23 protein-coding genes and 1 tRNA gene are annotated in these 25,855 nt (G+C 66.6%); 10 read left to right on the top strand and 14 right to left on the bottom strand.

Going from position 1 to position 25,855, the window contains the following annotated elements; translation table 11 throughout:
- Positions 1-76 precede the first annotated feature (76 nt).
- Together RJ527_08610 and RJ527_08605 are read left to right on the top strand one after the other, a co-directional pair.
- Entirely contained in the window at positions 77-598 is a 522-nt protein-coding gene (locus RJ527_08610; protein WND77792.1) for an acyloxyacyl hydrolase, read from the top strand.
- A 103-nt stretch (positions 599-701) separates the two neighbouring features.
- Positions 702-778, top strand: a tRNA-Arg gene (locus tag RJ527_08605).
- A gap of 21 nt (positions 779-799) precedes the next feature.
- On the opposite strand, the gene RJ527_08600 is transcribed toward RJ527_08605, so the two are convergent.
- The 4 genes from RJ527_08600 to RJ527_08585 all read right to left on the bottom strand — a co-directional run bounded on the left by RJ527_08600 (position 800) and on the right by RJ527_08585 (position 3,468).
- Positions 800-1,597 (bottom strand): DNA-binding domain-containing protein, encoded by a 798-nt coding sequence (locus RJ527_08600; protein WND77791.1) that lies wholly within the window; start codon positions 1,595-1,597, stop codon positions 800-802.
- Entirely contained in the window at positions 1,594-2,451 is an 858-nt protein-coding gene (locus RJ527_08595) for a DUF692 domain-containing protein (GenBank protein ID WND77790.1), read from the bottom strand. The genes RJ527_08600 and RJ527_08595 overlap by 4 nt, the downstream gene beginning before the upstream one ends.
- An 88-nt stretch (positions 2,452-2,539) precedes the next feature.
- Positions 2,540-2,809 carry a hypothetical protein gene (locus tag RJ527_08590; GenBank protein WND77789.1) on the bottom strand — a complete coding sequence of 90 codons (270 nt, stop codon included), beginning with the start codon at positions 2,807-2,809 and terminating at the stop codon, positions 2,540-2,542.
- Positions 2,810-2,970: 161 nt separating this feature from the next.
- Positions 2,971-3,468 carry a DUF6505 family protein gene (locus RJ527_08585; GenBank protein WND77788.1) on the bottom strand — a complete coding sequence of 166 codons (498 nt, stop codon included), beginning with the start codon at positions 3,466-3,468 and terminating at the stop codon, positions 2,971-2,973.
- A gap of 96 nt (positions 3,469-3,564) precedes the next feature.
- Between RJ527_08585 and RJ527_08580 the strand changes: the two genes are divergently transcribed.
- On the top strand, positions 3,565-4,548 hold the full coding sequence (locus RJ527_08580) for a trypsin-like peptidase domain-containing protein (GenBank protein ID WND77787.1): 984 nt from the start codon (positions 3,565-3,567) through the stop codon (positions 4,546-4,548).
- 21 nt (positions 4,549-4,569) lie between these two features.
- On the opposite strand, the gene RJ527_08575 is transcribed toward RJ527_08580, so the two are convergent.
- On the bottom strand, positions 4,570-5,781 hold the full coding sequence (locus RJ527_08575; protein ID WND77786.1) for a CoA transferase: 1,212 nt from the start codon (positions 5,779-5,781) through the stop codon (positions 4,570-4,572).
- 65 nt (positions 5,782-5,846) lie between these two features.
- Positions 5,847-7,025, bottom strand: coding sequence for an aminotransferase class V-fold PLP-dependent enzyme (locus RJ527_08570; protein WND77785.1), 1,179 nt, complete (start codon positions 7,023-7,025; stop codon positions 5,847-5,849).
- A 251-nt stretch (positions 7,026-7,276) separates the two neighbouring features.
- On the opposite strand from RJ527_08570, the gene RJ527_08565 reads away from it, so the two are divergent.
- The 3 genes from RJ527_08565 to RJ527_08555 all read left to right on the top strand — a co-directional run bounded on the left by RJ527_08565 (position 7,277) and on the right by RJ527_08555 (position 12,428).
- The gene (locus RJ527_08565; protein ID WND77784.1) at positions 7,277-10,273 is read left to right on the top strand and encodes an FAD-linked oxidase C-terminal domain-containing protein; all 2,997 of its coding nucleotides are present in this window, start codon (positions 7,277-7,279) and stop codon (positions 10,271-10,273) included.
- Positions 10,274-10,278: 5 nt separating this feature from the next.
- A complete protein-coding gene (locus RJ527_08560) occupies positions 10,279-10,965 on the top strand; it encodes a GntR family transcriptional regulator (protein ID WND77783.1) in 687 nt (228 codons plus the stop codon).
- A 98-nt stretch (positions 10,966-11,063) separates the two neighbouring features.
- A complete protein-coding gene (locus RJ527_08555; protein ID WND77782.1) occupies positions 11,064-12,428 on the top strand; it encodes an adenylate/guanylate cyclase domain-containing protein in 1,365 nt (454 codons plus the stop codon).
- On the opposite strand, the gene RJ527_08550 is transcribed toward RJ527_08555, so the two are convergent.
- From RJ527_08550 to RJ527_08520, 7 genes are all read right to left on the bottom strand, one after another.
- Positions 12,401-13,222 carry an HAD-IIB family hydrolase gene (locus tag RJ527_08550; GenBank protein ID WND77781.1) on the bottom strand — a complete coding sequence of 274 codons (822 nt, stop codon included), beginning with the start codon at positions 13,220-13,222 and terminating at the stop codon, positions 12,401-12,403. The two genes, RJ527_08555 and RJ527_08550, sit on opposite strands and share 28 nt — an antisense overlap.
- Positions 13,222-15,627, bottom strand: coding sequence for a phenylalanine--tRNA ligase subunit beta (pheT, locus tag RJ527_08545; GenBank protein WND77780.1), 2,406 nt, complete (start codon positions 15,625-15,627; stop codon positions 13,222-13,224). Before pheT ends, RJ527_08550 begins: the two co-directional genes overlap by 1 nt.
- Complete coding sequence (pheS, locus tag RJ527_08540) at positions 15,624-16,706, bottom strand: phenylalanine--tRNA ligase subunit alpha (GenBank protein ID WND77779.1); 1,083 nt, start codon at positions 16,704-16,706, stop codon at positions 15,624-15,626. Before pheS ends, pheT begins: the two co-directional genes overlap by 4 nt.
- 83 nt (positions 16,707-16,789) lie before the next feature.
- Positions 16,790-17,149 carry a 50S ribosomal protein L20 gene (gene rplT, locus RJ527_08535; GenBank protein WND77778.1) on the bottom strand — a complete coding sequence of 120 codons (360 nt, stop codon included), beginning with the start codon at positions 17,147-17,149 and terminating at the stop codon, positions 16,790-16,792.
- Between the two features lie 34 nt (positions 17,150-17,183).
- A complete protein-coding gene (rpmI, locus tag RJ527_08530) occupies positions 17,184-17,381 on the bottom strand; it encodes a 50S ribosomal protein L35 (GenBank protein ID WND77777.1) in 198 nt (65 codons plus the stop codon).
- 182 nt (positions 17,382-17,563) lie between these two features.
- Positions 17,564-19,486 (bottom strand): PAS domain-containing sensor histidine kinase, encoded by a 1,923-nt coding sequence (locus RJ527_08525; GenBank protein ID WND77776.1) that lies wholly within the window; start codon positions 19,484-19,486, stop codon positions 17,564-17,566.
- 50 nt (positions 19,487-19,536) lie between these two features.
- Positions 19,537-20,274, bottom strand: a complete 738-nt coding sequence (locus RJ527_08520; protein WND77775.1) for a hypothetical protein — start codon at positions 20,272-20,274, stop codon at positions 19,537-19,539.
- Positions 20,275-20,440: 166 nt separating this feature from the next.
- Here RJ527_08520 and cbiB point away from each other — a divergent pair, with 166 nt between their 5' ends.
- Entirely contained in the window at positions 20,441-21,457 is a 1,017-nt protein-coding gene (gene cbiB, locus RJ527_08515) for an adenosylcobinamide-phosphate synthase CbiB (GenBank protein WND77774.1), read from the top strand.
- Positions 21,458-21,584: 127 nt separating this feature from the next.
- Positions 21,585-23,555: an acetoacetate--CoA ligase gene (locus tag RJ527_08510; protein ID WND77773.1), complete on the top strand. Its 1,971-nt coding sequence runs from the start codon at positions 21,585-21,587 to the stop codon at positions 23,553-23,555.
- On the opposite strand, the gene gcvA is transcribed toward RJ527_08510, so the two are convergent.
- Positions 23,556-24,476: a transcriptional regulator GcvA gene (gene gcvA, locus RJ527_08505; protein ID WND77772.1), complete on the bottom strand. Its 921-nt coding sequence runs from the start codon at positions 24,474-24,476 to the stop codon at positions 23,556-23,558.
- Positions 24,477-24,595: 119 nt separating this feature from the next.
- Here gcvA and RJ527_08500 point away from each other — a divergent pair, with 119 nt between their 5' ends.
- The gene (locus RJ527_08500; GenBank protein ID WND77771.1) at positions 24,596-25,384 is read left to right on the top strand and encodes a crotonase/enoyl-CoA hydratase family protein; all 789 of its coding nucleotides are present in this window, start codon (positions 24,596-24,598) and stop codon (positions 25,382-25,384) included.
- Between the two features lie 20 nt (positions 25,385-25,404).
- Positions 25,405-25,842 (top strand): DUF1330 domain-containing protein, encoded by a 438-nt coding sequence (locus RJ527_08495; GenBank protein ID WND77770.1) that lies wholly within the window; start codon positions 25,405-25,407, stop codon positions 25,840-25,842.
- The last annotated feature ends 13 nt before the right edge of the window (positions 25,843-25,855 follow it).

The raw sequence follows: 25,855 nt of genomic DNA, 5'->3' as shown, positions 1-25,855 counted from the left end.
AAGATCGGCCCGATCGATTAAGATGCCCGACAAAGGGGTGGGTCCGGCAATCGGACCGTATCGGGGACGATCTAACATGTTCAAAAAGCTGCTCATTCCGGCATTGCTTGCCGCGGTGACCGTCATGCCGTCGGGTACCGCGCGGGCCGAGGATGATCCTGATTTCCTGACCCTCGCCGTCGGCAAATTCGACATCTTCCGCAACCGGGAAGAGGACGCGGAAATCCGCCTCGACTACCGGTTCGGCAAGAAACTTTGGATCTTCAAGCCGTTCCTGACCGGCGCCTATGTCACCAACAATTCGTCGTTCATCGGGGCCGGCCTGCTGGTCGACATCTACCTGGGTCGGCGCTTCGTGCTGACGCCGCAGTTCTCGCCGACCTTTTGGCGGGGCAAGACGTCCAACCTGGATTTGGGCCACGCGCTCGAATTCCGCTCGCGCCTGGAACTCGCCTACCGCTTCGACGACCGTTCGCGCATCGGCATTTCCATCGACCATTCGTCGAACGCGGGCCTGGGCGACGGCAACCCGGGCGTGGAATCGGTCATGTTGAACTATTCCATGTCCATGGACCGCATCAAGGGCCTGTTCAAATAGGCCGCCGCGCATCCGTCGTCCCTGCCACCAAAGCTTGGAACCGGCACGGAAACCTGTGGTATAGACGGGCGCGCGACGTCCAGCGTCAGGCCGACGGCGGCAAGGCCCCGTAGCTCAGTCGGATAGAGCGACAGATTCCTAATCTGTAGGTCACAGGTTCAAATCCTGTCGGGGTCACCAGCCGCCGGGCCGGGCGTCCGCTCAGGCCCAGCTCAGGCCCGGCGCGGACAGGCCGGTAATCCAGCCCGCCTCGACCCAGCCGCGCAGGAACCCAGCCGCCCGCAAGGCGGCATCGTCCTCATCGCCGAACCCGGCAAGGGTTTCGCACAACGTCTGGAAATCTCCCTCGGCACGCAACAGGGCAAGTCCCGATGCCTCCGCGCCGGAAAGCGCGCGGTAGCGCACCTGGCAGGTTTCCCCGTCGCGCCAGAAAGCCCAGGTCTGCGGCCCCCCCGGCGCCACCCCGGGCGCCGCCTCGGGATCCCGGTCGTTGGCCACGGCCTGCTGGAACGGGGCGACGTCGTGGGCAAGCGCCGCCGTGTTCAGGGCGGGATGGAAATCGAACGTCAGGACCGGCCAGGCTTCCGGCGGCACGGCGGCCAGCGCCGTGACCCCGATGACCTCCGCGTCGGGCGCGTCGAAGGCAAGCCCCAGACCCCATTCGAAGGCCGCCATGTCGGTCAGCACCGGCAGGCCCGACCAGGGCGCGGTTTCGCCGAGCCAGGCCGCAAAGCCGGCACCCAGCCAGCGCACGGAGCGCGCCTGTGACGGATGGCCCCGCACATAGGCGGCGGCCGCATCCCCGAATTCATCGTCGCCCAGCAACGTGTGCACGGCGGGAAAATCCTCGCCCATCACTTCCAACAGGCGGGCGACATAGGCGTGGTCGTAGACCTTGAGGAACGGGCCGCCGGACGTCAGGTGCGCTTCGATGTCCGCCCGCCCGGTCAGCAGACGGTCCTGGAACAGGGTTTGCACCTCGAGCAAGGACGCGGTCATGCCGCGGCCTCGTCAAGGGCGTCACCGGCAAGCCGCCGCGCGGTGCCAAGTTCCGCGACCAGATCGGCGAACGGCGGGATGTCGGCGTCGCGCTCGATCATCGTCGGCACGGCGCCGAAGCGGGCGACGGCGGCGCGGTAGAGATCCCACACGGGATCCGCCACCGGCGCGTCGTGGGTGTCGACGATATGGTCGCCGTTGTGTTCGTGCCCGGCCAGATGAATCTGGCGCACGCGGTCCTTGGGAATGCCGGCCAGATAGTCGGCCGGATCGAAGCCGTGGTTGAAGGCCGATACGTAGACGTTGTTGACGTCGAGCAGCAGGTCGCAATCGGCGCGCCGCGTCAGCTCGGCCAGGAATTCCCATTCATTCATGGTATCGGCTGTGAACGTCACGTAGGTCGAGGCGTTTTCCAACGCGATGCGACGGCCCAAGACATCCTGCACCCGGGCGACCCGCGCCGCGACATGGTCCAGGGTTTCCTCGGTCAGGGGCAGGGGCAACAGGTCGTGCAGGTTCACGCCATGCGCCCCGGTCCAACACAGATGGTCGGATACCACCGCCGGCGCGATCAGATCGGCCAGCGTCTTGAGGTCCTTGAGATAGCCGTCGTCGAGAGGATCGGGCGCCCCGATCGACAGCGACACCCCATGCATGGCCATGGGACGGCGTTCACGCACGGCCAAAAGGTTGCGCAGCGGCATGCCGCCCACGGCCATGAAGTTTTCCGAAATGATTTCGAACCAGTCGACGCGGGCCAGCCCCTCGCCCCCGTCGGGACCGAGAATATCGGGAAAATGTTGCGGCCGCAGGCCGAGCCCGAAACCGGCAAAAGTATCCTGGCAGAGAGTCATGGAAAGAAGCCTCGCGCAAAACGGAAACGAGGGACCAGATGCCTCCGGCCCCCCGCCATCCGTCGTGTTGGGTAAGGTGCGGGCGCCGTTACTTGGCGACCGTGCCGCCCTTTTCCATGCATTCCTTTTCCGTGCTGGTGGAAATCCAGCCCTTGCCCTTGCAGGCGTTGTGGCCCTTGCAGTCATTGGACGCGGTCTTGCAGGAACCGTGGCCCTTGCACGAATTGGCGCCCATGCACTTGACGCCGTCGGCGGCCTTCGCGGCCATCGGGGCGCCGGTCATGGCGGCACCGGCGATGAACAGGGCGGCGGCGGCGGTTGCCAAGGTGGCGCCGACGGTCTTTTTCTGGATCGACATTGGGTACTCTCCTTTGGTGAAACCTATGATCCGGCTCTCGTGTCCGGTCGAGGAGGAGTGTACCCGCGCGGGCCGGCAGCGGGCGTAACGTTGACGTCGCAGGGCATCACAAGGGTGTGAGAGACGCTTGAGTGAAATGCGGCGGATTCTCCGCGAACCGTTCAGGCCGGATCGTCGCCCGCCACGCCCCAGATGCGGGCGTGCTGACCGTCGCCCGTGGCGGGGATCACGCGCACGCGCTCGGCGATGCCGTCGTCCGTCAGGTCCCGTTCGATGGCCAGCAACGTGCCCGCCGGATGATCGCAGAGGTCAGCCATGTCGCGGCATTCGCCCCTGGCCGCGTCGAGGGCCGCCATCATGTCGGGGGCGCCGTAGCGTTCGTACAGATGCCCGGCCAGGGCCCGCACCGCATCCTCGACCTGGCCGTCGGGCAGCACCGCGACCTGCACGAAGGTCGACCGCCCGAAACTGCCGAGGCCCATCCAGCCGCTCTTGAACGCCAACTGCTGTTTGTTGGTCCACGCCGACGGATCGCCGTCGGCGAATTCACCCTGAAGAAATTCAAAGGTGCCGGCGACGGCCCATTCGCCCGGTTCCGCCGGAATGTCGAACACGTTCTGGTCCGAAGCGTCGAGCCGGATGGTGCGTGCGAACTTCATTGTGCCGGAATTCCTCTCAAGCCGTGACCTCTCAATATGAAGGTTGGCCAATATAGAGGTCGGCAGGCCGCTTCGCATCATGGTAAAGACGACGGCATGAGCGCACGGATTCTCATCGCCCCCGCCCTGGCGGCGGTCCTTGTTTTGGCACCCCGCACGGGAACGGCCGGCGGCATCGATCCCGCCGCCGTGGCCACGGCGGCACAGTCCGTGGTCGTCGTGCTGCCGAACTGGCAAGGCGTGCGGGCCGGATTCGCGCCGAAAAGCGCCGACGGACGCATCACGCCGGAAGCTTCCGGCGTCGCGGTGCTGCCCGGCGGCTACGTCGCGACCAACGATCATGTGCTGGGCGATGCCGTCAGCGTCCGTATTCGCCTTGCCGATGGGCGCACCGTTTCCGCCGAGATCGTCGGCCGTCACAAGGCGACGGACATCGCCCTTCTGAAGGCTCCCATCGACCTTCCCGTGGCGGAACCCGGGCCCGAGCCAACCCTGGCCGAGCCGGTCTGCGCCATCGGCAATCCGTTCGGGCGGGGAATTTCCGTATCCTGCGGCGTGGTCTCAGGGACGGGCCGCGCCAACGCCGGGTTCAACGTGATCGAGGATTTCATCCAGACCGACGCAGCGGTCAACCCGGGTGGATCGGGCGGGGCCCTGGTCGACGGCAAGGGACGTCTGGTCGGCCTGGTCTCGGCGATCTTCGCGCAAGGCTCCGACGCCAACATCGGTGTCAACTTCGCGGCGTCGCAGCCGCTGATGGCGCGGGTCGTCGGCGACCTGGCCGCCCACGGCACGGTGATGGAAGCGACCGCGGGGATGGAAACGGGGGCGTTGTCCGCCCAACAACAGGAACGGACCGGGGGTGTCGCCGTGGTCGAGGTCGCGCGGGGCGGACCCGCCTTCGCCGCCGGGATCGATGCGGGCGATGTCATCACAAAAATTGACGGCAGGCCGGTGACGTCACCGGGGCAGTTTCGCGCGGCCCTGTTCCGTCATCACGCGGGAGACGCCGTCGCCCTGACCGTGCGGCGCGGCGGCGCGGATCGACAGATCAGCCTGACCCTGCAAGCCCGCCCCTAGAGCCTATCATCTTGATAGGCCCTAGTCGGCGGCGATCACCGCGCCATCGTCGATCAGGGCCTGGATCTCGTCGGCGCCGTAGCCGTATTCGGCGAGGACTTCGCGCGTGTGCTGGCCGTAGACCGGCGCGCCCTGATCCGTCTTCGCGGGCGTGCCCGAGAACTTCACCGGCATGCCGAGCGCCTTGGCCGTGCCGAGGGTCTTGTGCGGCACCTCGACGATCATGTCGCGGGCCAGGGCATGCGGATCGGCGTGCATCTGCGTGATGTCGAGGACCGGGCCGGCGGGCAGGCCGACCGCGTCGAACTTGGCGAGCCAGTCGGCGGCGGGCCGGGACTTGAAGATCGGCGTCAGCACGTCTTCCAATGCCTGGCGGTTGGCCATGCGCCCGGTGTTGTCCGTGAACCGGGGATCGTCGGCGATGGCCGGATTGTCGAGGGCTTCGAGCAGCCGTTCCCAGGTGCGTTGATTTGCCGCCCCGCAGGTGATCCAGCCGTCCGCCGTTTCGAACGCCTGATAGGGCGCGTTCAAGGGATGGGCCGAGCCCATGGCGGCGGGGGAAACCCCCGTCGCGAAGGCGATCGCCGATTGCCAGTAGGTATGGATGATCCCGGCCTCGAACAGGGAGGTATCGACGACCTGGCCCTGCCCGGTCTTGACCGCATGGGCATAGGCGGCGGACACGCCCATGGCCGCCAGCAGGCCGGCGGTGATGTCGGTGATCGGCGAGCCGACCTTGCAGGGCGGACGGCCCGGGCCTTCGCCGGTGATGTGCATGAGGCCCGACATGCCCTGGGCGATCAAATCGAAGCCGCCGCGTTCCGCGTAAGGCCCCGTCTGCCCGAAGCCGGAGATCGAACACCACACCAGCTTGGGGTTTTCTTTTTTCAGTTCCTCATAGTCCAGGCCCAGCTTGGCCAGCGTGCCCTGACGGTAGTTTTCCAGCAGCACGTCGGCCTCAAGCGCCATGCGGCGCACGGCGGCCTGACCGCCCGGGGTTTTCAGGTCCACGGCGACCGACCGCTTGCCCCGGTTCATGACCAGGAAGGCCGCCGCCTCGTCGCCAATCTTGGGTGGGGCCGCGCGGCGGGTGTCGTCGCCGCCCGGCACCTTTTCCACCTTGATGACGTCCGCGCCCATGTCGGCCAGCATCAGGGCACAGGTCGGCCCGGCCATCACATGGGTCAGGTCCAGAACCTTCATGCCGCCGAGCGGCCCATCACCTCGTGCCATGATCTCTCCTTCCGTTTCTTCTTGTCTGCTTGTCTGCATCCTGTCCGCAACGCGCGGGGGTGGGATCAGCGCGCCTGCGGATTGACCAGATAGGCCATGGCCGCGTCGACGCCGCCCTTTTCATGGGGCACCTTGGCCAGTTCCAGGCCCATTTCGACGCCCGAGAGCGTGCCCATCAGCATCAGTTCGTTGAAATCGCCCAGGTGGCCGATGCGGAACACCTTGTCGGCGATCTTGTTGAGGCCGTTGCCGAGCGACATGTCGAAGGCCTCCAACGTCACACGGCGGAAATTGTCGGCGCTGTGGCCTTCGGGCATGACCACGGCGGTCAGCACGGGGGAATACTCCTTGGGTTCCTGGCACAGGACCTCGAGGCCCCAGGCGCGCACGGCGCGGCGGGTCGCCTCGGCCACGCGCTCGTGGCGGGCGAACACGTTGTCGAGCCCTTCCTCCATCAGCATGGCGATGGCTTCCTTGAGGCCGTAAAGCAGATTGGTTGCCGGCGTATAGGGGAAATAGCCGGTCTTGTTCATGGTGATCATTTCGTCCCAGGCCCAATAGGACTTGGGCAGGCTGGCCGTCTTGGACACTTCCTGCGCCTTTTCCGAGACGCAGTTGAAGCTGATCCCCGGCGGCAACATCAGACCCTTCTGCGATCCGGCGACGGCGACGTCGACGCCCCATTCGTCCATTTGGAAATCGGCGGAGGCGAGGCCCGAGATGGTATCGACCATGAACAGGGCCGGATGGCCCGTGCGGTCGATGGCTTCGCGCACCAGCTTGACCCGCGAGGTCACGCCCGTCGACGTTTCGTTATGGACCATGCAGACGGCCTTGATCTCGCGGTCCGTGTCCTCGTTCAGGCGCGCCTCGATGGCGGCGGCGTCGACGCCGTGGCGCCAGTCGCCGTCGATGAACTCAGGCACCAGGCCGAGACGCAGCGCCAGGTTCTTCCACAGGGTCGCGAACTGGCCGGTTTCGTACATCAGCACCCGGTCGCCCGGCGACATGGTGTTGGCGAGTGCGGCTTCCCAGGCGCCGGTCCCCGACGCGGGATAGATCACGACCTCGCACTTTTCCGTCTTGAACACCTTCTTCATGCCGGCGATGCAGGACAGCCCCAGGTCGGCGAAATCGGGGCCGCGGTGATCCATCACCGGATAATCCATGGCGCGAAGGATGCGGTCGGGCGTGTTGGAGGGGCCCGGAATCTGCAGGAAATGGCGGCCGCGGCGCACAGTCATGATCGGATGTCCTCTTTATAATCGATGGGCCGCGCCCGGTGGCGCGACAGTTCCGGAATTATGCATACATTTTTTGCCCAGACAACCCGGATTCGGGCATACCTGATGAAAAACGATAATTATCGTGTAATTACATATAGATAATTCAATAAAAATGGAATTTTATCCGGCGCTGTTGATTTGCCTTATTGTATTTTGAATGCAATTTGATACACTCCGCATCCCCTATGATGACAAAGCGATCTCCGCCCATGGCCCCGTCCGACACCGCCCTTGCCGCCGACGCTTCCCGCAGCCGCCCGACCAAGGGCGACCCCGCCCTCGCCCGCCGCCTGAAGGCCGCGATCAAGGGCCAGGTTCTGTTCGATCCGTTTTCGCGCGGGCGCTATTCGACGGATGCCTCGATCTATCAGATCGAGCCCTTGGGCGTCGTCGTGCCCGAGGACGCCGACGACGTGGCAGCCATCATCGCCGTCGCGCGGGACCAAGGCGTGCCGATCCTGCCGCGCGGCGGCGGCACGTCGCAATGCGGGCAGACCGTGGGCGAGGCCCTGGTCGTCGACCTGTCCAAGCACCTGAACAAGATTCTCGAGTTCGACGCGGCGGGCCGCCAGGCCCTGGTCGAACCGGGCCTGGTGCTCGATCATCTGAACGCCTATCTCAAGCCCCACGGCCTGTGGTTCCCGGTCGACGTCTCGACCTCGTCCCGCGCCACGCTGGGCGGTATGGCGGGCAACAATTCCTGCGGCTCGCGGTCCATCGTTTACGGCACCATGCGCGACAACGTGCGCGCCATCGACGCGGTGACCATGGACGGCCGCGCCATGCGCTTCGGCGAGGTGTCGGACAACGAGCCGGCGGCCAAGCTCGACCCCGTGCAGCAGGACATGGTGGCCAGGCTGCTCGACATCGGCCGGCGCGAGGGCGACCACATCCGCCAATCCTTCCCCGACCTGATGCGCCGGGTCGGCGGCTACAACATCGATTCCCTGATGCCCGGCGGCGCGCCCAAGGGCCCCTGGGCCGAGGCGACGCTGTACCGCCAGCAGACCCATCCGAACCTCGCCCATCTTCTGATCGGATCGGAAGGCACCCTCGCCTTCTCGACCAGACTGCACCTGGATCTACAGCCCCTGCCGAAGCACAAGGTGCTGGGCGTGTGCCATTTCCCGACCTTCTACAAATGCATGGACGCGGCCCAGCATCTGGTGACCCTGGGCCCGGCGGCGGTCGAGCTGGTCGACCGCACCATGATCGGCCTGGCCCGCGACATCGAAATCTTCCGCCCCACGGTGGAGCGCTTCGTGAAGGGCGAGCCCGATGCCCTGCTGCTGGTCGAATTCGCCGGCGAGGAACGCGAGCCCCTGCTCGCCAAGCTGAAACAGCTGGGCGAGATGATGGCCGACCTGGGCTTCCCCGACGCGGTGGTCGAGGCCGTGGACCCGGCCTTCCAGCGCGACGTGTGGGAGGTCCGCAAGTCGGGCCTCAACATCATGATGTCCATGAAGGGGGACGGGAAGCCGATCTCCTTCGTCGAGGACTGCGCCGTGCGCCTGGAGGACTTGGCCGAATACACCGACCGCCTGACGCAGGTGTTCCACAAGCACGGCACCGAGGGCACCTGGTACGCTCATGCCTCGGTCGGGACATTGCACGTCCGCCCGGTCATCAACCTGAAGCAGGACCTGGGTGCGAAGCAGATGCGCGCCATCGCCGAGGAAGCCTTCGAGATGGTCCGCGAATACAAAGGATCGCATTCGGGCGAACACGGCGACGGGCTGGTGCGTTCCGAATTCCACGAGGCCATGTTCGGCACGCGCATGGTCGAGACCTTCAAGGAGGTCAAGAACACGGTCGACCCCACGGGCCTGATGAACCCGGGCAAGATCGTCGACCCGCCGAAAATGGACGACCGCACGCTGTTCCGCTTCAAGCCCGGCTATCAGACGCAGGAGATCGCGACGGTCCTCGACTGGTCCGACTGGGGCGGCTTCGCCGGGGCGGTCGAGATGTGCAACAACAACGGGGCCTGCCGCAAGCGCGACGCCGGGGTCATGTGCCCGTCGTTCCGCGCCACGGGGGATGAACAGCACCTGACCCGCGGCCGCGCCAACACGCTCCGCCTCGCCATTTCGGGCCAGTTGGGGCCCGACGCCTTCACGTCGGACGACATGGCCGCCACCATGAAGCTTTGCGTCGGCTGCAAGGGTTGCAAGCGCGAATGCCCCACGGGCGTCGACATGGCGCGCATGAAGATCGAATTCCTGAACCAGTACAACAAGCGCCACGGGCTGCGCCTGTTCGACCGGCTGGTCGCCTATCTGCCGCGCTATGCCCCCGTGGCGTCGAAGCTGTCCTGGCTGCTGAACCTGCGCGACACCCTGCCCGGCCTGCCCTGGCTGTCGGAAAAACTGCTGGGCTTTTCCGCCGACCGCACCCTGCCGCGCTGGGCATCGGCGCCGGACAAGGGCGCGCCCATGGACGCAACTTCCTGCCCGGCGGGCAAGGCCGTGGTCCTTCTGGGCGATACCTTCAACACCTATTTCGAGCCGGAAAATCTGGCCGCCGCGCGGCGCGTGCTGACCGCCGCCGGTTACCGCGTGGTCACGGCGCAGGCGCCGGACCGCACGCGGCCGCTGTGCTGCGGGCGCACGTTCCTGGCCGCCGGTCTTGCCGACGAAGCGAAGAAGGAAGCGGCGCGCACGCTGGCGGCCTTGAAGCCCTTCGTCGAGGCGGGCGTGCCCATCGTCGGGCTGGAGCCGTCGTGCCTCCTGACCCTGCGCGACGAATTCACGGTCCTGCTGCCGGGCGAGGACACCAAGGCGCTGGCCGCCAAGGCCATGCTGTTCGAGGAATTCCTGGCGGCGGAAGCCGATGCCGGAACCCTCACCCTGCCCCTGAAGAACGCCGCCGACGCCAAGGCGCTGCTGCACGGCCATTGCCATCAGAAGGCCTTCGCCGCCATGGGGGCGGTCGAAACGGCCCTGCGTCTGGTGCCGGGGCTGAACGTGGAAACGGTCGATTCAAGCTGTTGCGGCATGGCGGGCGCCTTCGGCTACGACGCGGACAACGTCGCCGTGTCCAAGCGCATGGGCGAACTGGCCCTGCTGCCCGCCGTCAGAGGCGCCGAGGCGGACACGATGATCGTTGCCGACGGCACCAGCTGCCGCCATCAAATCGCCGACGGCACGCCGCGCGCGGCGGTGCACGTGGCCCAGGTTCTCGACCGCTTCCTGGCAACGGAGTGACGCCCATGGATGCTTCGCACACCCCCATCGAGCGCCCGTCCCTGCACGACACCATCGTCAACCGGGTGCGCGCCATGGTCTATGACGGCGATCTGAAGCCGGGGGACAAGGTGCCGGAACGGCTGCTCTGCGAAACGCTCGGCATTTCGCGCACGCCGCTGCGCGAGGCGCTCAAGGTCTTGGCGTCGGAAGGCGTGCTGGAACTTCTGCCCAACCGGGGGGCCAGGGTCGCCCGGCTGACCGCCGCCGACGTGGACGAGATGTTTCCCGTGATGGGGGCGTTGGAGGCATTGGCCGGGGAGCTTGCCTGCGCCAATGCGTCGGAGGCGGATCTGGCCGAGCTGCGCGCCCTGCATTACCAGATGGCCCTGCATCACACGCGGGGGGAACGGGCGGAGTATTTCGCCCTCAACCAGAAGATCCACGAAAAGATCATGGGCTCGGCCGGTAACGACCTGCTCGTTTCCATGTACGAAGGCCTGGCCGGCCGCATCCGCCGGGCGCGCTATATTTCCTCCATCACGTCCGAACGCTGGAAACAGGCCATGGCCGAGCACGAGGACATGCTGGCCGCCCTGGAAGCACGCGACGGCCCCAAACTCGCCAAGGTCCTGCGCGACCACCTGCAAAACAAATGCGAGGCGGTGAAGGAAGCCTTGCGCCAGGACGGCGGCGTCGGAGACGCCGCCTGATCCCCCTTCCGATCCCCCGGCAGATGACGCAGCCGTGAATTCCCGGTGAGCGGCCCCGTCTGCTAGACAGGCCGCCATCTGAAGGGAACCTGCATTCCATGATTGAGCTTTCGGCCGCGTCAGTCCATCGTTCGGGCATGTGGCAACGCCTTTCCGATTTCATCTTCGGTCATCCGGTCGGCGACCGGCTGCCGGCCCGCGTGCGCGACCGCATCGCCGCGCAGCAGTTGCAGGGCGAGAAGCTCATCAGCTGGATGCAGTTGCTGCTGGTCCTGCTGTTCGGAAGCCTGTGGGCCGCGTCGCCCAAGGGCCCGCAGACGCAGTTCGACCTGGTGCCGGCGGCCCTCGCCTTCTATTTCGCCTTCACCCTGGTGCGCATGATCGCGGCCTACCGCAACGCCCTCAACACGCCGTTGCTGACCGCCTCGGTGGTGATCGACATGGCCTTGCTGATGGTGCTGATCTGGTCGTTCCACATCAAGTACATGCAGCCCGCGAGCTTCTACCTGAAGGCCCCGACCCTGATGTACGTGTTCATCTTCATCGGCCTGCGCACCCTGCGTTTCGAGCCGGGCTATATCCTGCTCGCCGGGGCGTCCGCGTCCGTGGGCTGGCTCGGCCTCATGTACTACGTCGTCCACGCAGAAGCCGGCAATCCCATGATCACCCGTGACTACGTGGAATACATGACGTCGAACGCCATCCTGATCGGCGCCGAAATCGACAAAATCGTCTCCATCCTCATGGTCACCGGCGTGCTGGCCATCGCCGTGCTGCGCGCGCGGCGCTCGCTCTACCGCGCGATCATCGAAAGCACCGCGGCCCAGGACCTGTCCCGCTTCGTGTCGCGCGAGGTGGCCGAACGGATCACCCAGGCCGATCACGCGATCCAGCCCGGCGACGGCGAAAGCAAGGTCGCGACCATCGTGTTCACGGACATCGAGGGCTTTTCAACCGCGTCGGAAAAGATGTCGCCCGCGGAACTGGCCCGCACCATCAACGATTATTTCCAGGCCATGGGCGAAATCATCAGCCGGCACGGCGGCGTGGTTCTGCTGTTCGAAGGGGACGCCATGCTGATCACCTTCAACGCCGTGACGCCGCAGGACGATCACGCGGCCCGGGCGATCGACTGCGCGCTCGAGATCGAACGGGTGTGCCGCGAACGCACCTTCGGCGACGGGGTCAGGCTGTTGACCCGCTGCGGCGTCAACACCGGGCCCATCGTGGTCGGCGCCGTCGGCACGGCCGAACGCCTGACCTTCACCGTGCACGGCGACAACGTGAACATCGCCGCGCGGCTGGAGCAGCTGAACAAGCAGTACGGGACCTACGTCATGTGCACGCAGGAAACCATCGACACCTGCGGCGGCGGCTATGCGTCTGCGTTTCAGGGGGAGATCCCGGTCAAGGGCCGGGCGGCGCCGGTGAAGGTCTATTCCGTGGCCCCGGTGGCGGACTGAGCCGCCAGCACCGCGTCGACCGCTTCGGCGAAGCCGGCGCCCGAGGCGTTTTCCGTCACATATTTGGGCTTGGCCGAAAGGCGGTCGGCGAAGTCGCGCACGTTGGCGACGCCGACGGCATGAGGGAAGAAGTCGAACAGCGGCGCGTCGTTGGGGCTGTCGCCCACGAACATCCAGCGCCCGCGTTCGGCTTCGTCCGACACGTCGGCGCGGAACAGTTCGCGCAACACCAGGCAGGTCGTCGTCAGCTTGTCGTAAGGGCCGAGCCAGCCGTTGACGTGAATGTTGGAATAGGTCGCGGTCATGCCCGCGGCCTCCATGATGGACACGATCTGGGCGACCGCTTCGTCCCCCAGGGGCGCAACGTCCTGGGCATGGTCGATGGCGAGGTCGGTTTCCCGGTAGGCCTGGTCGGCGGCCAACGCCGCCCCCGGCACCTCGGCGACGATCGCCGCCAACACCTTTTCGTACTGCGCCCAATGATTGCGCCGTTCGTCGCGCGCCAGGATATGCAGATGCACCATGCGCCCCGTGTCGGGATGCAGGCGGAACACGAAGCCGCCTGATTCCCCGACCACGGCATCGACCGGCCAGGTCCGCGCCATGGCGTCGCAGGTGCCGGCGGCGGCCCCGGTCACGGCGACGATCTTGAGCCCCGCCGCCTGGGCACGTTCCAGCGCCGCCAGCGCGGTCGCGGTGATCTTGCCGCCGGTGGTCAGGGTGCCGTCGACGTCGGTGATGATGCCGCGGATGGCGCGGCGATGGTCGGTGGAGAAGGCGTCGAGCGGGCCCATCAGGTCCGCAGCTCGCCGCCCGTGGCCTTGGTCACGCCGGCGATGACCTTGTCGGCGACGGCGTCGATCTCGGCATCCGTCAGGGTCTTTTCCACGGGTTGCAGGACGACGTTGATGGCCAGCGACTTCTTGCCCTCGCCCACGCCCTTGCCTTCGTAGACGTCGAACAGGGTGACCTCGGCGATCAGCGCCTTGTCGGCGGCATGGGCGGCGTTGATGACCTTGGCCGCCTCGACGCCGGCGTCGACGACGAAGGCGAAGTCGCGGGCGACCGGCTGCAGGGCCGACAGCACCAGATGCGGCTTGGCGGCGGACTTCTTGGCCTTCACCGCCGGCAGGTTGTCGAAATAGATTTCGAAGGCGACGGCCGGGCCCTTCACGTCCAGGGCTTTCAGGATCGCCGGATGGACCTCGCCGAAGGCGGCCAGCACCATGGGGCCGAGACGCAGGGTGCCGGAACGGCCCGGGTGATACCAGGCGGGCGCGTCGGTCTTGATCTGTGCCCGGTCGGCCGGCAGACCCAGGTCGGCCAGGACCGCCTGAGCGTCGGCCTTGGCGTCAAAGGCGTCGACGCCGCGCGGCTGCGCCGCCCAGTGGCGGGGGCCGGTCTTGCCGACACGGATGCCGGATGCGACCAGCTGCTGATCTTCCGGCTTGGCGCCCGGGAACTGGGGGCCGACCTCGAACAAGGCCAGGTCGGCATAACCGCGCGCCTGGTTGCGCGCGGCGGCGGTCAGCAGGTTGGGCAGGATCGACGGTCGCATGACGTCGAGATCGGCGGAAATCGGATTGAGAAGTCGCATGCTGTCGGCGACGCCGCCGAACAGGGCGGCCTGGGCGTCGGGCATGAAGGAATAGGTCACGGCCTCGACCATGCCGCGCTGGGCGAGCAGGCGGCGGGCCTGGGCGCGGCGGCGCTGATCCGGGGTCATCACGGGGCCCTGGGCGCCCGCGGGTCGGGTCACGGCGACCGGCGCGATGCGGTCGTAGCCGTTGATGCGCACGATCTCTTCCACCAGGCAGGCTTCCGACACGATATCCGAACGCCAGGACGGCACGTTGACCACCAGACGGCTGCCCTGGTCGGACTCGATGGCGAAGCCCAGCACGTTGAGAATCCGCCGCGCCTCGACGCCGTCGATCTCGGTGCCGCCCAGGGTCGCGACCTTGTCCAGGTTGAAATCAAGGGTGCGGCGCCAGTCGGGGCCGTCGCCGGCGGACACCACATTCGATGCCTCGCCGCCGCACAGGTCCAGGATCAGGCGCGTCGCGATTTCGCAGGCGTCGTCGAGGAAGGCCGGATCGACGCCGCGCTCGAACCGGTAGCGGGCGTCGGTCTGAAGATTGAGTTTGCGCCCGGTCATGGCCGTGCGCACGGGGTCGAAATAGGCGACTTCCAGGAACACGTCCGTCGTTGCCTCGGTGCAGCCCGAGTCCAGGCCGCCGACCACGCCGGCCACAGCCTGCGGGCCGTTGTCGTCGGCGATCACGGTCATTTCCGGGTCCAGGTCGTATTCCGTCTCGTTCAACGCCAGCATCTTTTCGCCCGGCTTGGCGAGGCGCGCGGTGATCGTGCCCGAAACCTTGGCCGCGTCGAACACGTGCAGCGGGCGGTCGAATTCGAAGGAGATGTAGTTGGTGACGTCGACCAGGGCCGAGATCGGGCGCAGGCCGACGGCGGTCAGGCGGTCCTGCAGCCATTTCGGGCTGGGTCCGTTCTTGACGCCCCGGAAGGCGCGTCCGACGAATTTGGAACACGCACTGGCGGTCTCGTCCGTGAAGTCGAGGGCCACGCCGAGGGGGCTGTCGAACGCGCCCGGCACCGGCGAGGTATCGAGCGGCTTCAAGCTGCCGAGCCCGGAGGCCGCAAGGTCGCGGGCGATGCCGCGCACGCCGAGGCAATCGCCCCGGTTGGGCGTGATGGCGATTTCGATGACCGGATCGGCCAGGCCCATGACGTCGACGGCGCGGGCCCCCACGGCGGCATCGGCGGGCAGTTCGACGATCCCGTCGTGGTCTTCCGACAGACCCATTTCCCGTTCCGACAGCAGCATGCCGTTGGACGTCACGCCCCGAATTTCCGTCGGCTTCAGGGTGATGCCCGTGCCCGGGACGTAGGAGCCGGAGGGCGCGAACACACCCTTCAATCCCGTCCGCGCATTGGGCGCACCGCAGACCAGTTCGACCGTCTCCGTGCCGGTGTTGACCTGGCAGACGCGCAGCCGGTCCGCGTCGGGATGCTGCTTGGCGTCCAGAACCTCGCCGACGATGAACGTCTCCAGGCCCTTGGCCCGGTCCGTCACGCCTTCGACCTCGAGCCCGACCATGGACAGGCGGTCGGTGATTTCCGCCAACGTGGCGTCGGTTTCCAGGTGCTGCTTGAGCCAGCCGAGGGTGAACTTCATCGGTTCAGTCCCCCGGTCAGGGACGGGATGTCGAGGGACGCGAAGCCGTAATGGCGCATCCAGCGCAGGTCCGATTCATAGAAGGTGCGCAGGTCCGGCACGCCGTATTTCAGCATGGCCATGCGCTCGACCCCCATGCCGAAGGCGAAGCCTTGGTATTTTTCGGGATCGATGCCGCAATTGCGCAGCACGTTGGGATTGACCATGCCCGAACCGCCGATTTCCAGCCAGTCGCCGCCGTGGCCGATCTTCAGCTCGCCGCCTTCGCGGGTGCAGCCGATGTCGACCTCGGCCGAGGGTTCGGTGAAGGGGAAATAGCTGGGCCGGAAGCGCACGGGCAGGTCGTCGATGCCGAAGAAGGCGCGGCAGAAGTCGATCAGACACCCCTTGAGGTGGCCCATATGGGTATTCTCGTCGACCAGCAGCGCTTCGACCTGATGGAACATGGGCGAATGGGTCGCGTCGTAGTCGCAGCGGTAGGTGCGGCCCGGCACGATCACCCGGTAGGGCGGCGGGCCGGCCTGCATGGTGCGGATCTGCACGGGGCTGGTATGGGTGCGCAGGACCAGACGGGCCGCGTCCGCGCCGTCCGACCCGGGCAGATAGAAGGTGTCGTGGTCCTGGCGGGCCGGATGGTCCGCCGGGATGTTGAGGGCGGTGAAGTTGTGCCAGTCGTCTTCGACGTCGGGGCCTTCCGCGATGCCGAAGCCCATGTCACCCAGGATGGCGACGATTTCCTCGATAACCTGGCTGATGGGATGGATCCGCCCGCTGTCCTCGGGCCGCACGGGCAGGGTGACGTCGATGCGCTCTTGCGCCAAACGGGCGTCGAGCGCCGCCCCCTCCATGGCCGCCTTGCGGGCGTCCAGGGCGTCGGCGACCGCGTCCTTCAGCGCGTTGAGCGCCTGGCCCGCTTCGCGGCGCCGGTCGCCGTCAAGGGCACCCAGGCCCTTCATCTGATCGGTGATGCGGCCCTTCTTGCCGAGGGCCGCCACGCGCACCTGTTCGAGCGCGTCCAGATCGCCCGCCGCCTCAACGGCGGCAAGCAGTTCCTCACGGAGCTTGTCGACACTCTCCATGGCCAGGCCTCGTCATTCAGATGGCGGTTCCGGGGCCGGCGCGCCGTCCCTTGCCGGGACGGGCGCCGGATACCGGATCGGGATTAGTTGCCGAGGGCGGCCTGGGCCTGTTCCACCAGCGACTTGAAGGCTTCCGGTTCGCGGATCGCGATATCGGACAGAACCTTGCGGTCAAGCTCGATCCCGGCCTTGTCCAGGCCGTTCATGAACTGGGAATAGGTCATGCCGTGTTCGCGCACACCCGCGTTGATGCGGGTGATCCAAAGGCGGCGGAAGTTCCGCTTCTTGGCGCGGCGGTCGCGGTAGGCGTATTGCAGCGCCTTTTCGACCTTTTCCAGCGAGATGCGGAAGTTGTTCTTGTTCCGGCCGCGGTAACCCTTGGCGCGGGCGATGACTTTCTTGTGACGGGCGTGCGCGGTGACGCCCCGAGTGACTCGTGCCATTGTCCAGCTCTCCTAATTCAAAAAATACGCGGCGTTACAGATAAGGCGCGTAGGACTTGATCTGGCGCGCGTTCGTCGCGTCCAGAACCATCGTGCCCCGTGCCTTGCGCTTCATTTTCGTGGAGCGCTTGCGCAGATTGTGCCGTTTGAAGGAGAAATTGCCGCGCACCTTGCCGGTCCCGGTGACCCGGAACCGTCCCTTGGTGCTGGACTTGGTCTTCAGCTTGGGCATTTCGACATCCTTTCTTTGGTGGGCCCCGCCCATGGCGGAGGCCGCAAGGTCTTGATCAATAGTCGTTTCGGGGCGGCCAGGCATGCCCGTTACAAAGCCATGCCGCCCGGTCGAGCCGCGGGTTATAGCGCCGAGGGCCGAGGGATGCAAGGGGCGGCGGAAAATAAGGGATAAAGGGGCATTCAGCCGGCCTCGGCGGGGCCCCGATACTCGGGCAGGTCGACGGTCACCGTCGTGCCCGCGCCGAGGCGGCTTTCGATGGCGATGGCCCCGCCGTGCATTTCCACCAATGACCGCGAAATGGCAAGCCCCAGACCCCAGCCCTTTTCCACCGTATAGGGGGCCTGCGGATCCCCCACATAGGGTGATCCTGGGCCGCCGGTGACGGTCGCCATCATATCGTCCAGGCGTTCGGGCGCGATGCCGATGCCCGTGTCGGACACCCGGATACGCACCGCGCCGGGGGCGGTTTCCGCCGTTATGGCGATACGTCCCCCCGGTTCCGTGAACTTCGCCGCGTTGGACAGCAGGTTCAGCAACGTCTGCTTGATCGCTCGGCGGTCCGCGAGGATCGGCGGCAGGCCGTCCGGCACCACGACCTCAAGATCGACGCCCTTGGCGCGGACGACCTCGGTCATGGTCTGGGCGCAGTCGGTGATAATGCCGGCGATCGGTTCCCGCGCCAGATTGAGCGCCGTGCGCCCGGCCTCGATCGCCGAAATGTCGAGAAGATCGTTCACCAGATCGAGCAGATGACTGGCGCTGGCGTGGATGTCGTTGGCGTACTCGCGGCGTTTCGCCGCGTCGGGCGCGCCGAAATAGTCGTTGGCCAGGATGTCGGAGAACCCCAGGATGGCGTTCAGGGGCGTGCGCAGTTCGTGGCTCATGGCGGCCAGGAATTCGGACTTGGCGCGGTTCGCCTCCTCGGCCGAGCGCAGCGCCGCGTCGCGGGCGCGCTGGGCGCGGCGTTCCTCGGTCACGTCCGTGCCGGTGCCGCGGTAGCCGGCGAACTTCCCGTCCTCGGTGAACAGCGGCTTGCCGCTGATCCGGGCCGACCGCGGATTGCCGTTGCCGTCCTTGAACTGGTATTCGAAATCGCGGAACGGGCGGCGATTTTCCAGATCTTCCTGATGACGGCGCCATTTCGCCTGGCTGGTGTCTTCGGCCGTGGCGTCCGTTCGCCGCATGCCCAGATGGATGCTGGGGTCGAGGCCGGTCACGTCGCTCGTGCGGCGGGAGAAATAGCTGAACCGCAGGTCCGCATCCATTTCCCACAGCCAGTCGGACGCCACCTCGGCGAAATCGCGGAACCGGGCCTCGCTTTCCGCCAGCTTGCGCTGGGCCCGGACCTGTTCGGTCAGATCGACGCTGACCGAGCCGACCTTGATGATGTTACCGGCGGGATCATGGATCGGGAACTTGGTGATGTTCAGGATACGCCGCTCGCCGTCGGCGAAGGTGCGTTCGACCTGGCGGCTGAGCGTGTTGCCGGTGGTCAGGACGTGGCTTTCCTGTTCGTTCATGAAGGCCGCTTCATCTGGTCCCTGGAAATCCTCGATCTGGTCGGACCGGCGGCCGACCATGGTCTCGGCATCGAAGCCGTACCAATCCGTATAGGTGCGGTTGGGCCGCTCGACGACGTGATTTTCATCCTTGATCAACAGCCCGACGGGAACGTTCTCGAACACCGACCGCAAAACGCTTTCGCTGTCTTCGAGCGCCTGCCGCTGGCGGTCCAGTTCCATGGTCTGGCGCACCATGCGCAAGACCGTCGCCACCAGACCCGCAAGGACCAGGGCCACCGAGGCGGAAAGGACATACCAGCTTGCCGCCGCGCCCAGGGGCGCCGCCGCCGCCAGCGCCTGCGCCAGGGCGTTCGCCTCCGGGCGCGTGTTCATGATCACCAAATCGGCGACGTACAGCAGAATGCCCATCCACAGACCGGCCAGGACCAGGGCCACGCCCAGGGTCGCGCCGGCGCGGCGAAGCTCGCCGAACCGCCGGAGCGTCACGGCCGTGCCGACAACGGCCACGGCAATCAATAGGATTTCCACGGCGACTAGGGCGTCCCAGGTCGCGGACGTACCGAAAATTGTCGTGCCCATGATGCCCCCCCCAAGAACATCTCCCCCCCCCTGCATGTCCGAATACAGGCCTATTCGATAATCGTCACGCCGCCCCGGAAGCTGAAGGTCCCCGATTTCGACATGCCGACGATCACGCAACCGTCGCCCTGATTATAGATCTGCCATCCGCGCAGCAGGATCGATTCCCCCACCTGGATCGGATGAAGTGTCGCCCGGCCGCTCAGATTTTCGACCACGCCCCTGCCCTCGGCATCGGCCGTCAGAAAATAACGGCCGGACTTGTCGGCGTTGAACTGCGCCTTCTGGCAGACGTAGACATGGCGCAGGTGATGAGACATGGCCTCCATCTTGGCGACTGCCTTGGCGAACTGGATGCAGCGTTCGGTCACCTGTTCATCCGACGCGAACTTTGACAGGCCGACCAGCTGACGCTGGGTGAATTCCGTGTACACGACACCCGCCGGGATTCGGTATTGCTCCTTGATCTGGGCGCAGGCGTCGAAATCCTGGATCTTGAAGCCTTCCTGCGCGGCGCGGCGGGCGAACTGGTTGGCCTTGCTGGCCAGTTCCTTGGCCCGGGCGTCGAGCGCTTCCTGACTGTCCTTCGCGACATGGCCCATCACCTGATAGGCGTACCAGCCCAAAAGGGCCACGGCCGGCACGACAAGGATGAGGATAAAGCCCCAGAAGAAGCTTTTGGGCAGGCCCTTCTTGGCCTTGCCGCCGGCCTTCGGCTTGCCCTTCCCTTTGGGTTTTGCCTTGCCCGGCGCGGCGCCGGGCGCCTTCGGTTTTGCCTGTTCCGCCATGTTCCTGCGTATCCCGTGCCCATGTCGTCGCCTGTCCGGGCGGGAGCCTAGCCGTTGACCCTTACATTATCCTTAAAACCGTACCAATACAGCCCCCAGGCCAACCCGCCCCCGCGCATGCGGCGCCATTGACCCGGGGGGGAGCACCCCCCATTCTGGCCGCGCCATGCTGTTGATCGGTCTCATCGACGGGGGGAAGGCGGCCTTCGACCCCCTGATTCTCCTGCTGCTTGCCCTGCTGCTTGACGCCTATCTGGGCGACACGCCGTGGCTGTTCAAACGCGCCAAGCATCCGGTGGCGCTGCTGGGTTCTCTCATCGACTGGCTCGACCGCAAGCTGAACCGCGACAGACGCCCGGAAATGGACCGCGCCGTGCGCGGCGCCGTCACCGTGCTGGCCGTGGTGACGTTGACCGGCGGCCTGGGGCTGGGCGTGGCCTGGCTGTCGTTCGTCCACCCCTGGGGCTGGATCGTCGAGCTGTTCTGCATCGTGCTGCTGATCGCGCAACGGGGGCTTTACGACCATGTGCGCGCCGTGCGGCGGGGGCTTGAGAACAATCTGGAGGCCGGCCGCGAGGCCGTGTCGCACATCGTCGGGCGCGACCCGCAGCAGCTCGACGAGCACGGCGTCGCCCGCGCCGCCATCGAATCGGCGGCCGAAAACTTCTGCGACGGGGTCGTCGCCCCCGTTTTCTTTTATGTCCTGTTCGGGGCACCCGGCCTGTTCATCTACAAGGCCGTCAACACCATGGACAGCATGATCGGCCACCGCACGCCGAAATACCGGGCGTTCGGCATGACCGCGGCGCGGCTGGACGATGTCTTGAACCTGATTCCGGCCCGGCTGTCGGGCCTGTTCATCTGTTTAGGCGCCCCCTTCGCCCCCGCCGGCCAGCCCTGGCAGGCGGTCAAGGTGATGCTGCGCGACGCCGGCAAGCACCGCTCGCTCAACGCCGGCTGGCCGGAAGGCGCCATGGCCGGGGCCCTCGGCCTCGCTCTCGCCGGCCCACGGCGCTATGCCCAGGACATCGCCCGCGACCCCTGGATCGGCCATGGCACGGCAAAGGCGACGGCCGCCGACATCGGCCGCGCCCTTTATCTCTACGCCGTCGCCTGTTTGATCAACGCGGGCTGGGTCGCGGCACTCGCCGTGGTGCGCTTTTCCCAGCCGGCCGGCGGGTGACGTCTGACGGCCGGCGGGGGCGCAACAGACCGTTGCCGCGCTGCCGGGGTGCGGGCAGAATGCGCGAAACACGCTGGCGGCCCGACGCCCCGGCAGAAAATCACGATAGGGAGTGCATCCGCAGGCCATGGACCAGACCCACGCCGACCAGCCCCTTTGGACGCCGTCGCCCGGCTACGCCGACGGATCGACGATCGAGCAATTCCGCCGTCATCTGAACGAAACCCTCGGCCTGAACCTGGCCGACACGGCGGAATTGCACGCCTTTTCCATCGACGACCGGGAACGTTTCTGGGTCGCATTGAAGGATTACACGGGCGTGCGGGCGGAAACCTGGGGGGAGCGGGTGCTGGTCGACGGCGACAAGATGCCGGGGGCCAAATGGTTCCCCGACGCGCGCCTGAACTACGCGGAAAACCTGCTGCGCCGCCGCGACGGCGCGGAAGCCGTCGTGTTCCGTTCGGAAACCGGGGCGCGGCGGGCCGTGACCTTCGCCGGGCTGTACGACCAGGTTTCGTCGCTGACGCAATATCTCAAGGCACGGGGCGTACAGTCCGGCGACCGGGTCGCGGGGTATCTTCCCAACATGCCCGAAGCGGTGGTCGCCATGCTGGCGGCGACCAGCTTGGGCGCCGTATGGTCATCATGTTCCCCCGATTTCGGGGTGCAAGGGGTGCTCGACCGCTTCGGGCAGATCGAACCCAAGGTGTTCTTCTGCACGGACGGTTATTTCTACAACGGCAAGCGCCATGACGTGCGCGCGAAGAACGCCGAGATCCTGGCCGGTCTGCCGACGGTGACCGACGTTATCGTCGCCCCCTACGATCCCGCCGACCGGCCGGGCCTGGATATGATTCCGGGGGCGATCCTGATGGCCGACGCGGCGGCGGCCCACGCCCCCGGCGACATCGACTTCGTCCCCGTCCCGTTCGACCACCCGCTCTACATCATGTTTTCCTCCGGCACCACGGGCGCGCCCAAGTGCATGGTTCATTGTGTTGGCGGAACGATACTGAAGCATGCCAGCGAACAGGCCATCCATTGCGACATCCGCCGCGACGACCGGGTCTATTTCTTCACGACCTGCGGCTGGATGATGTGGAACTGGCTGGTCTCGGTTCTGGCCTGCGAGGCCTGTTTGCTGCTCTATGACGGATCGCCGTTCCACCCCGGCCCCGAAACGATCTTCGACTACGCCGACGCGGAGAACATGACCCTGTTCGGGACCTCGGCCAAATACATCGACGCGGTCGCCAAGTCGGGCATCCGGCCGAAGGAAACCCACGACCTCTCCAGCGTGCGCATGCTGTGCTCCACCGGATCGCCGCTGGCGCCGGAAGGCTTCGAATTCGTCTACGACCACATCAAGTCCGACGTGCATCTGGTGTCGTTCACCGGCGGCACGGACATCATGGGCGTGTTCGCCGGCGGCGACGCGACCCGGCCCGTGTGGCGGGGCGAATTGCAGGCCCCGGCGCTGGGCATGGCCGTGGAATGCTGGGACGACGACGGCAAGCCGATGATCGGCCAGAAGGGCGAGCTGGTCTGCATCAAGGCCTTTCCCTCCATGCCCACAGGGTTCTGGGGCGACGCCGACGGGTCGCGCTACCACGCCGCCTATTTCGAACAGTTCCCCAACGTCTGGACCCACGGCGACTACATCGAGATCACGGAACACGGCGGCATGATCGTTTACGGGCGGTCGGACGCGACGCTCAACCCCGGCGGCGTGCGCATCGGCACGGCGGAAATCTACCGCCAGGTGGAGAAGCTGGAGGACGTCGTTGAAAGCCTGGTGATCGGCCAGGACTGGGACAATGACGTGCGGGTCGTGCTGTTCGTGCGCCTGACCGAGGGCAAGGCGCTGGACGATGCGCTGACGAAACGGATCAAGGATCAGGTGCGCGCCAACTGCACGCCGCGTCACGTGCCGGCCAAGGTCGTCCAGGTCGCCGACATCCCGCGCACCAAGTCGGGCAAGATCACGGAGCTGGCCGTGCGCGACATCGTCCACGGCCGCCCCGTGAAGAACAAGGAGGCGATGGCCAATCCGGAAGCCCTCCGGCTGTTCGAGAATCTGACCGAACTGAAAACCTGATCACGGCGCCGCATGGCCCGGGCGGGCCTGAAACCGCGCGACCTCGTCCAACAGCCAGTCGCGGAACAGGCGGCAGGCGGGCGCCTCGGCGCGGCCCGGCACGGACAGCAGGTAATAGGCCGGCTGTAGCGTCAAGGACGGCCCGAAGGGCACGGCCAGACGCCCTGCCTCGATGTCCCCGGCGGCCATGGACCAGCGGCCGAGCGCCACCCCCGCCCCCGCGATCGCCGCCTGCAACACGTTTTCCGATGCGGTGAAGCGGGGCCCCGCCTCGGCCTCCAGGTCCGGGAACCCGGCGGCGGCCAGCCACGACCGCCAGTCGGGCGCCAGGGGATCGAAGGCCACGGAATCGTCGTGCAGCAGGGTGAAGTGGCGCAGGTCGCGCGGCCCGTCGAGCGCCCGCCCGCCCGCCAGCAGCGCGGGGGCGGCCAGGGGCACCACCATTTCGTCGAACAGGCGGTGGGCGTCCAACCCCGGATAATTCCCCATGCCGAAGCGGATCGCCATGTCGGCCTCGCCGGCGATCAGGTCGGCGCGGTCGCGGGTCGCCACGATCTGCACCTGCAAACCGGCGGGGCGGCGGTCCAGGCGGGGGATCAGCCATTTCATGGCGAAGGACGGCACGCAGGACAACACCAGGGGCCCCGCCTTGGGCGGGCGGATGCGCGCCATGGCCCCGGCCAGTTCCTCGAACCCCCGGCGCACCCCCGGATAGGCGGCGCGGGCCGCCGCCGTCGGGACCACGGCGCGCACCTCGCGGCGGAACAGGGGCAGGCCCAGCACGTCCTCCAGCAACTTTATCTGATGACTGACCGCCGAGGGCGTCACGTTCAATTCCCGCGCCGCCTCGACGAAGCTTTCATGGCGGAACGCGGCTTCGAAGGCGCGCAACGCCTTCAGGGGCGGAAGAGCATCCATCATGAGTTAGTTAAATTCACTTATTGAGCCAGTTATATCCGTTTGTTCGAAAGGCATGTCAGTGATTATCTCCCTTCAAACACATAAATACATGATTTTTATTAATCCGAAAGGACCTCACAATGACCGACGATCCCGTGCTCTACGACCAACGCCATGGCGTGGCGATCCTGACCCTCAACCGGGCGGATCAGATGAACGCCCTGAATTACGCCCTGATCGGCCGCTTCATGGCCCATCTCGACGCCATCGAGCGCGACGATGCGGTCCGCGCCGTGATCGTTACCGGAGCCGGTGACCGGGCCTTCAGCGCCGGCGCCGACATCAAGGAATTCGCCCATTCGGTCGCCGCCGGGGTCGAGGTCGCGCTGCGCGATTTCGTCGCTCGGGGACAGGCCTTCACGTCGCGCATCGAACGCTTTCCCAAGCCGATCATCGGCGCCGTCAACGGATTGGCGTTCGGCGGCGGCTGCGAGATTCTCGAAGCCATGCCGCTGGCCGTGGCGGCGGATACGGCGACCTTCGCCAAGCCCGAGATCAACCTGGGCTTTCCCCCGCCGTTCGGCGGCACCCAGCGCCTGCCGCGCCTGGTCGGGCGCAAGCGGGCGTTGGAGATGATCCTGACCGGCGACCCCATCACCGCCGAGGAGGCCCGCCAGGCGGGTTTGGTCAATCATGTTGTTTCGAAATCGAAATTGATTTCCGAAGCGGAAAAGCTGGCCCAGCGGATTATTGAAAAGTCCCCGGTCAGCGTCGCCGCCAGCCTGACCGCCGTGACCCGCGGCATCAATCTGAGCATCGACGAGGGCCTGGCCGTGGAAGCCGCCCAGTTCGCCCGCGCCGCCGCCACCCCGGCGGTCGCGGCAGGAATCGCGCGCTTCCTCGACCGCTCGGCCGCCGGCCGGTCCTGAGAAACGCGAAGGAGCCCGACATGCCCCATACCGCCTTCACCCGCGACGCCTTCCGTGCCTTTCGCGACGACAACCGGCCCGGCCCGGTCCACATGTTGAACCTGATCAAGCTGCGGCCGCTGGCCGACTATGGCGCGGATGCGCCCGCCGACGGCACCCCGGCGACAGGGGCGGACGCCTATGCCGCCTATGGCCGGGAAAGTGCTCCCGTGCTGGCCCGTCTGGGGGGCCGCATTGCGTGGCGCGGCCGCCTGGAACAGGTGCTGATCGGACCCGGCGACGAATCCTGGGACATCTGTTTCATCGCGGAATATCCGTCACCCGCCGCCTTCGCCGAGATGGTGTTCGACCCGCAATACCGGAACGCCGTGCGCCATCGCCAGGCCGCCGTCGCCGATTCGCGCCTGATCCGGCTCATGCCGATGACGGCCGGCGCGGGGTTCGCCGACCCGGAATGACGGTGGGACGGCC

The organism is Thalassospiraceae bacterium LMO-SO8 (assembly GCA_031655335.1).
GTDB lineage: Bacteria > Pseudomonadota > Alphaproteobacteria > Rhodospirillales > Casp-alpha2 > UBA1479.
This window is presented reverse-complemented; position numbering and strand designations above follow the sequence as displayed.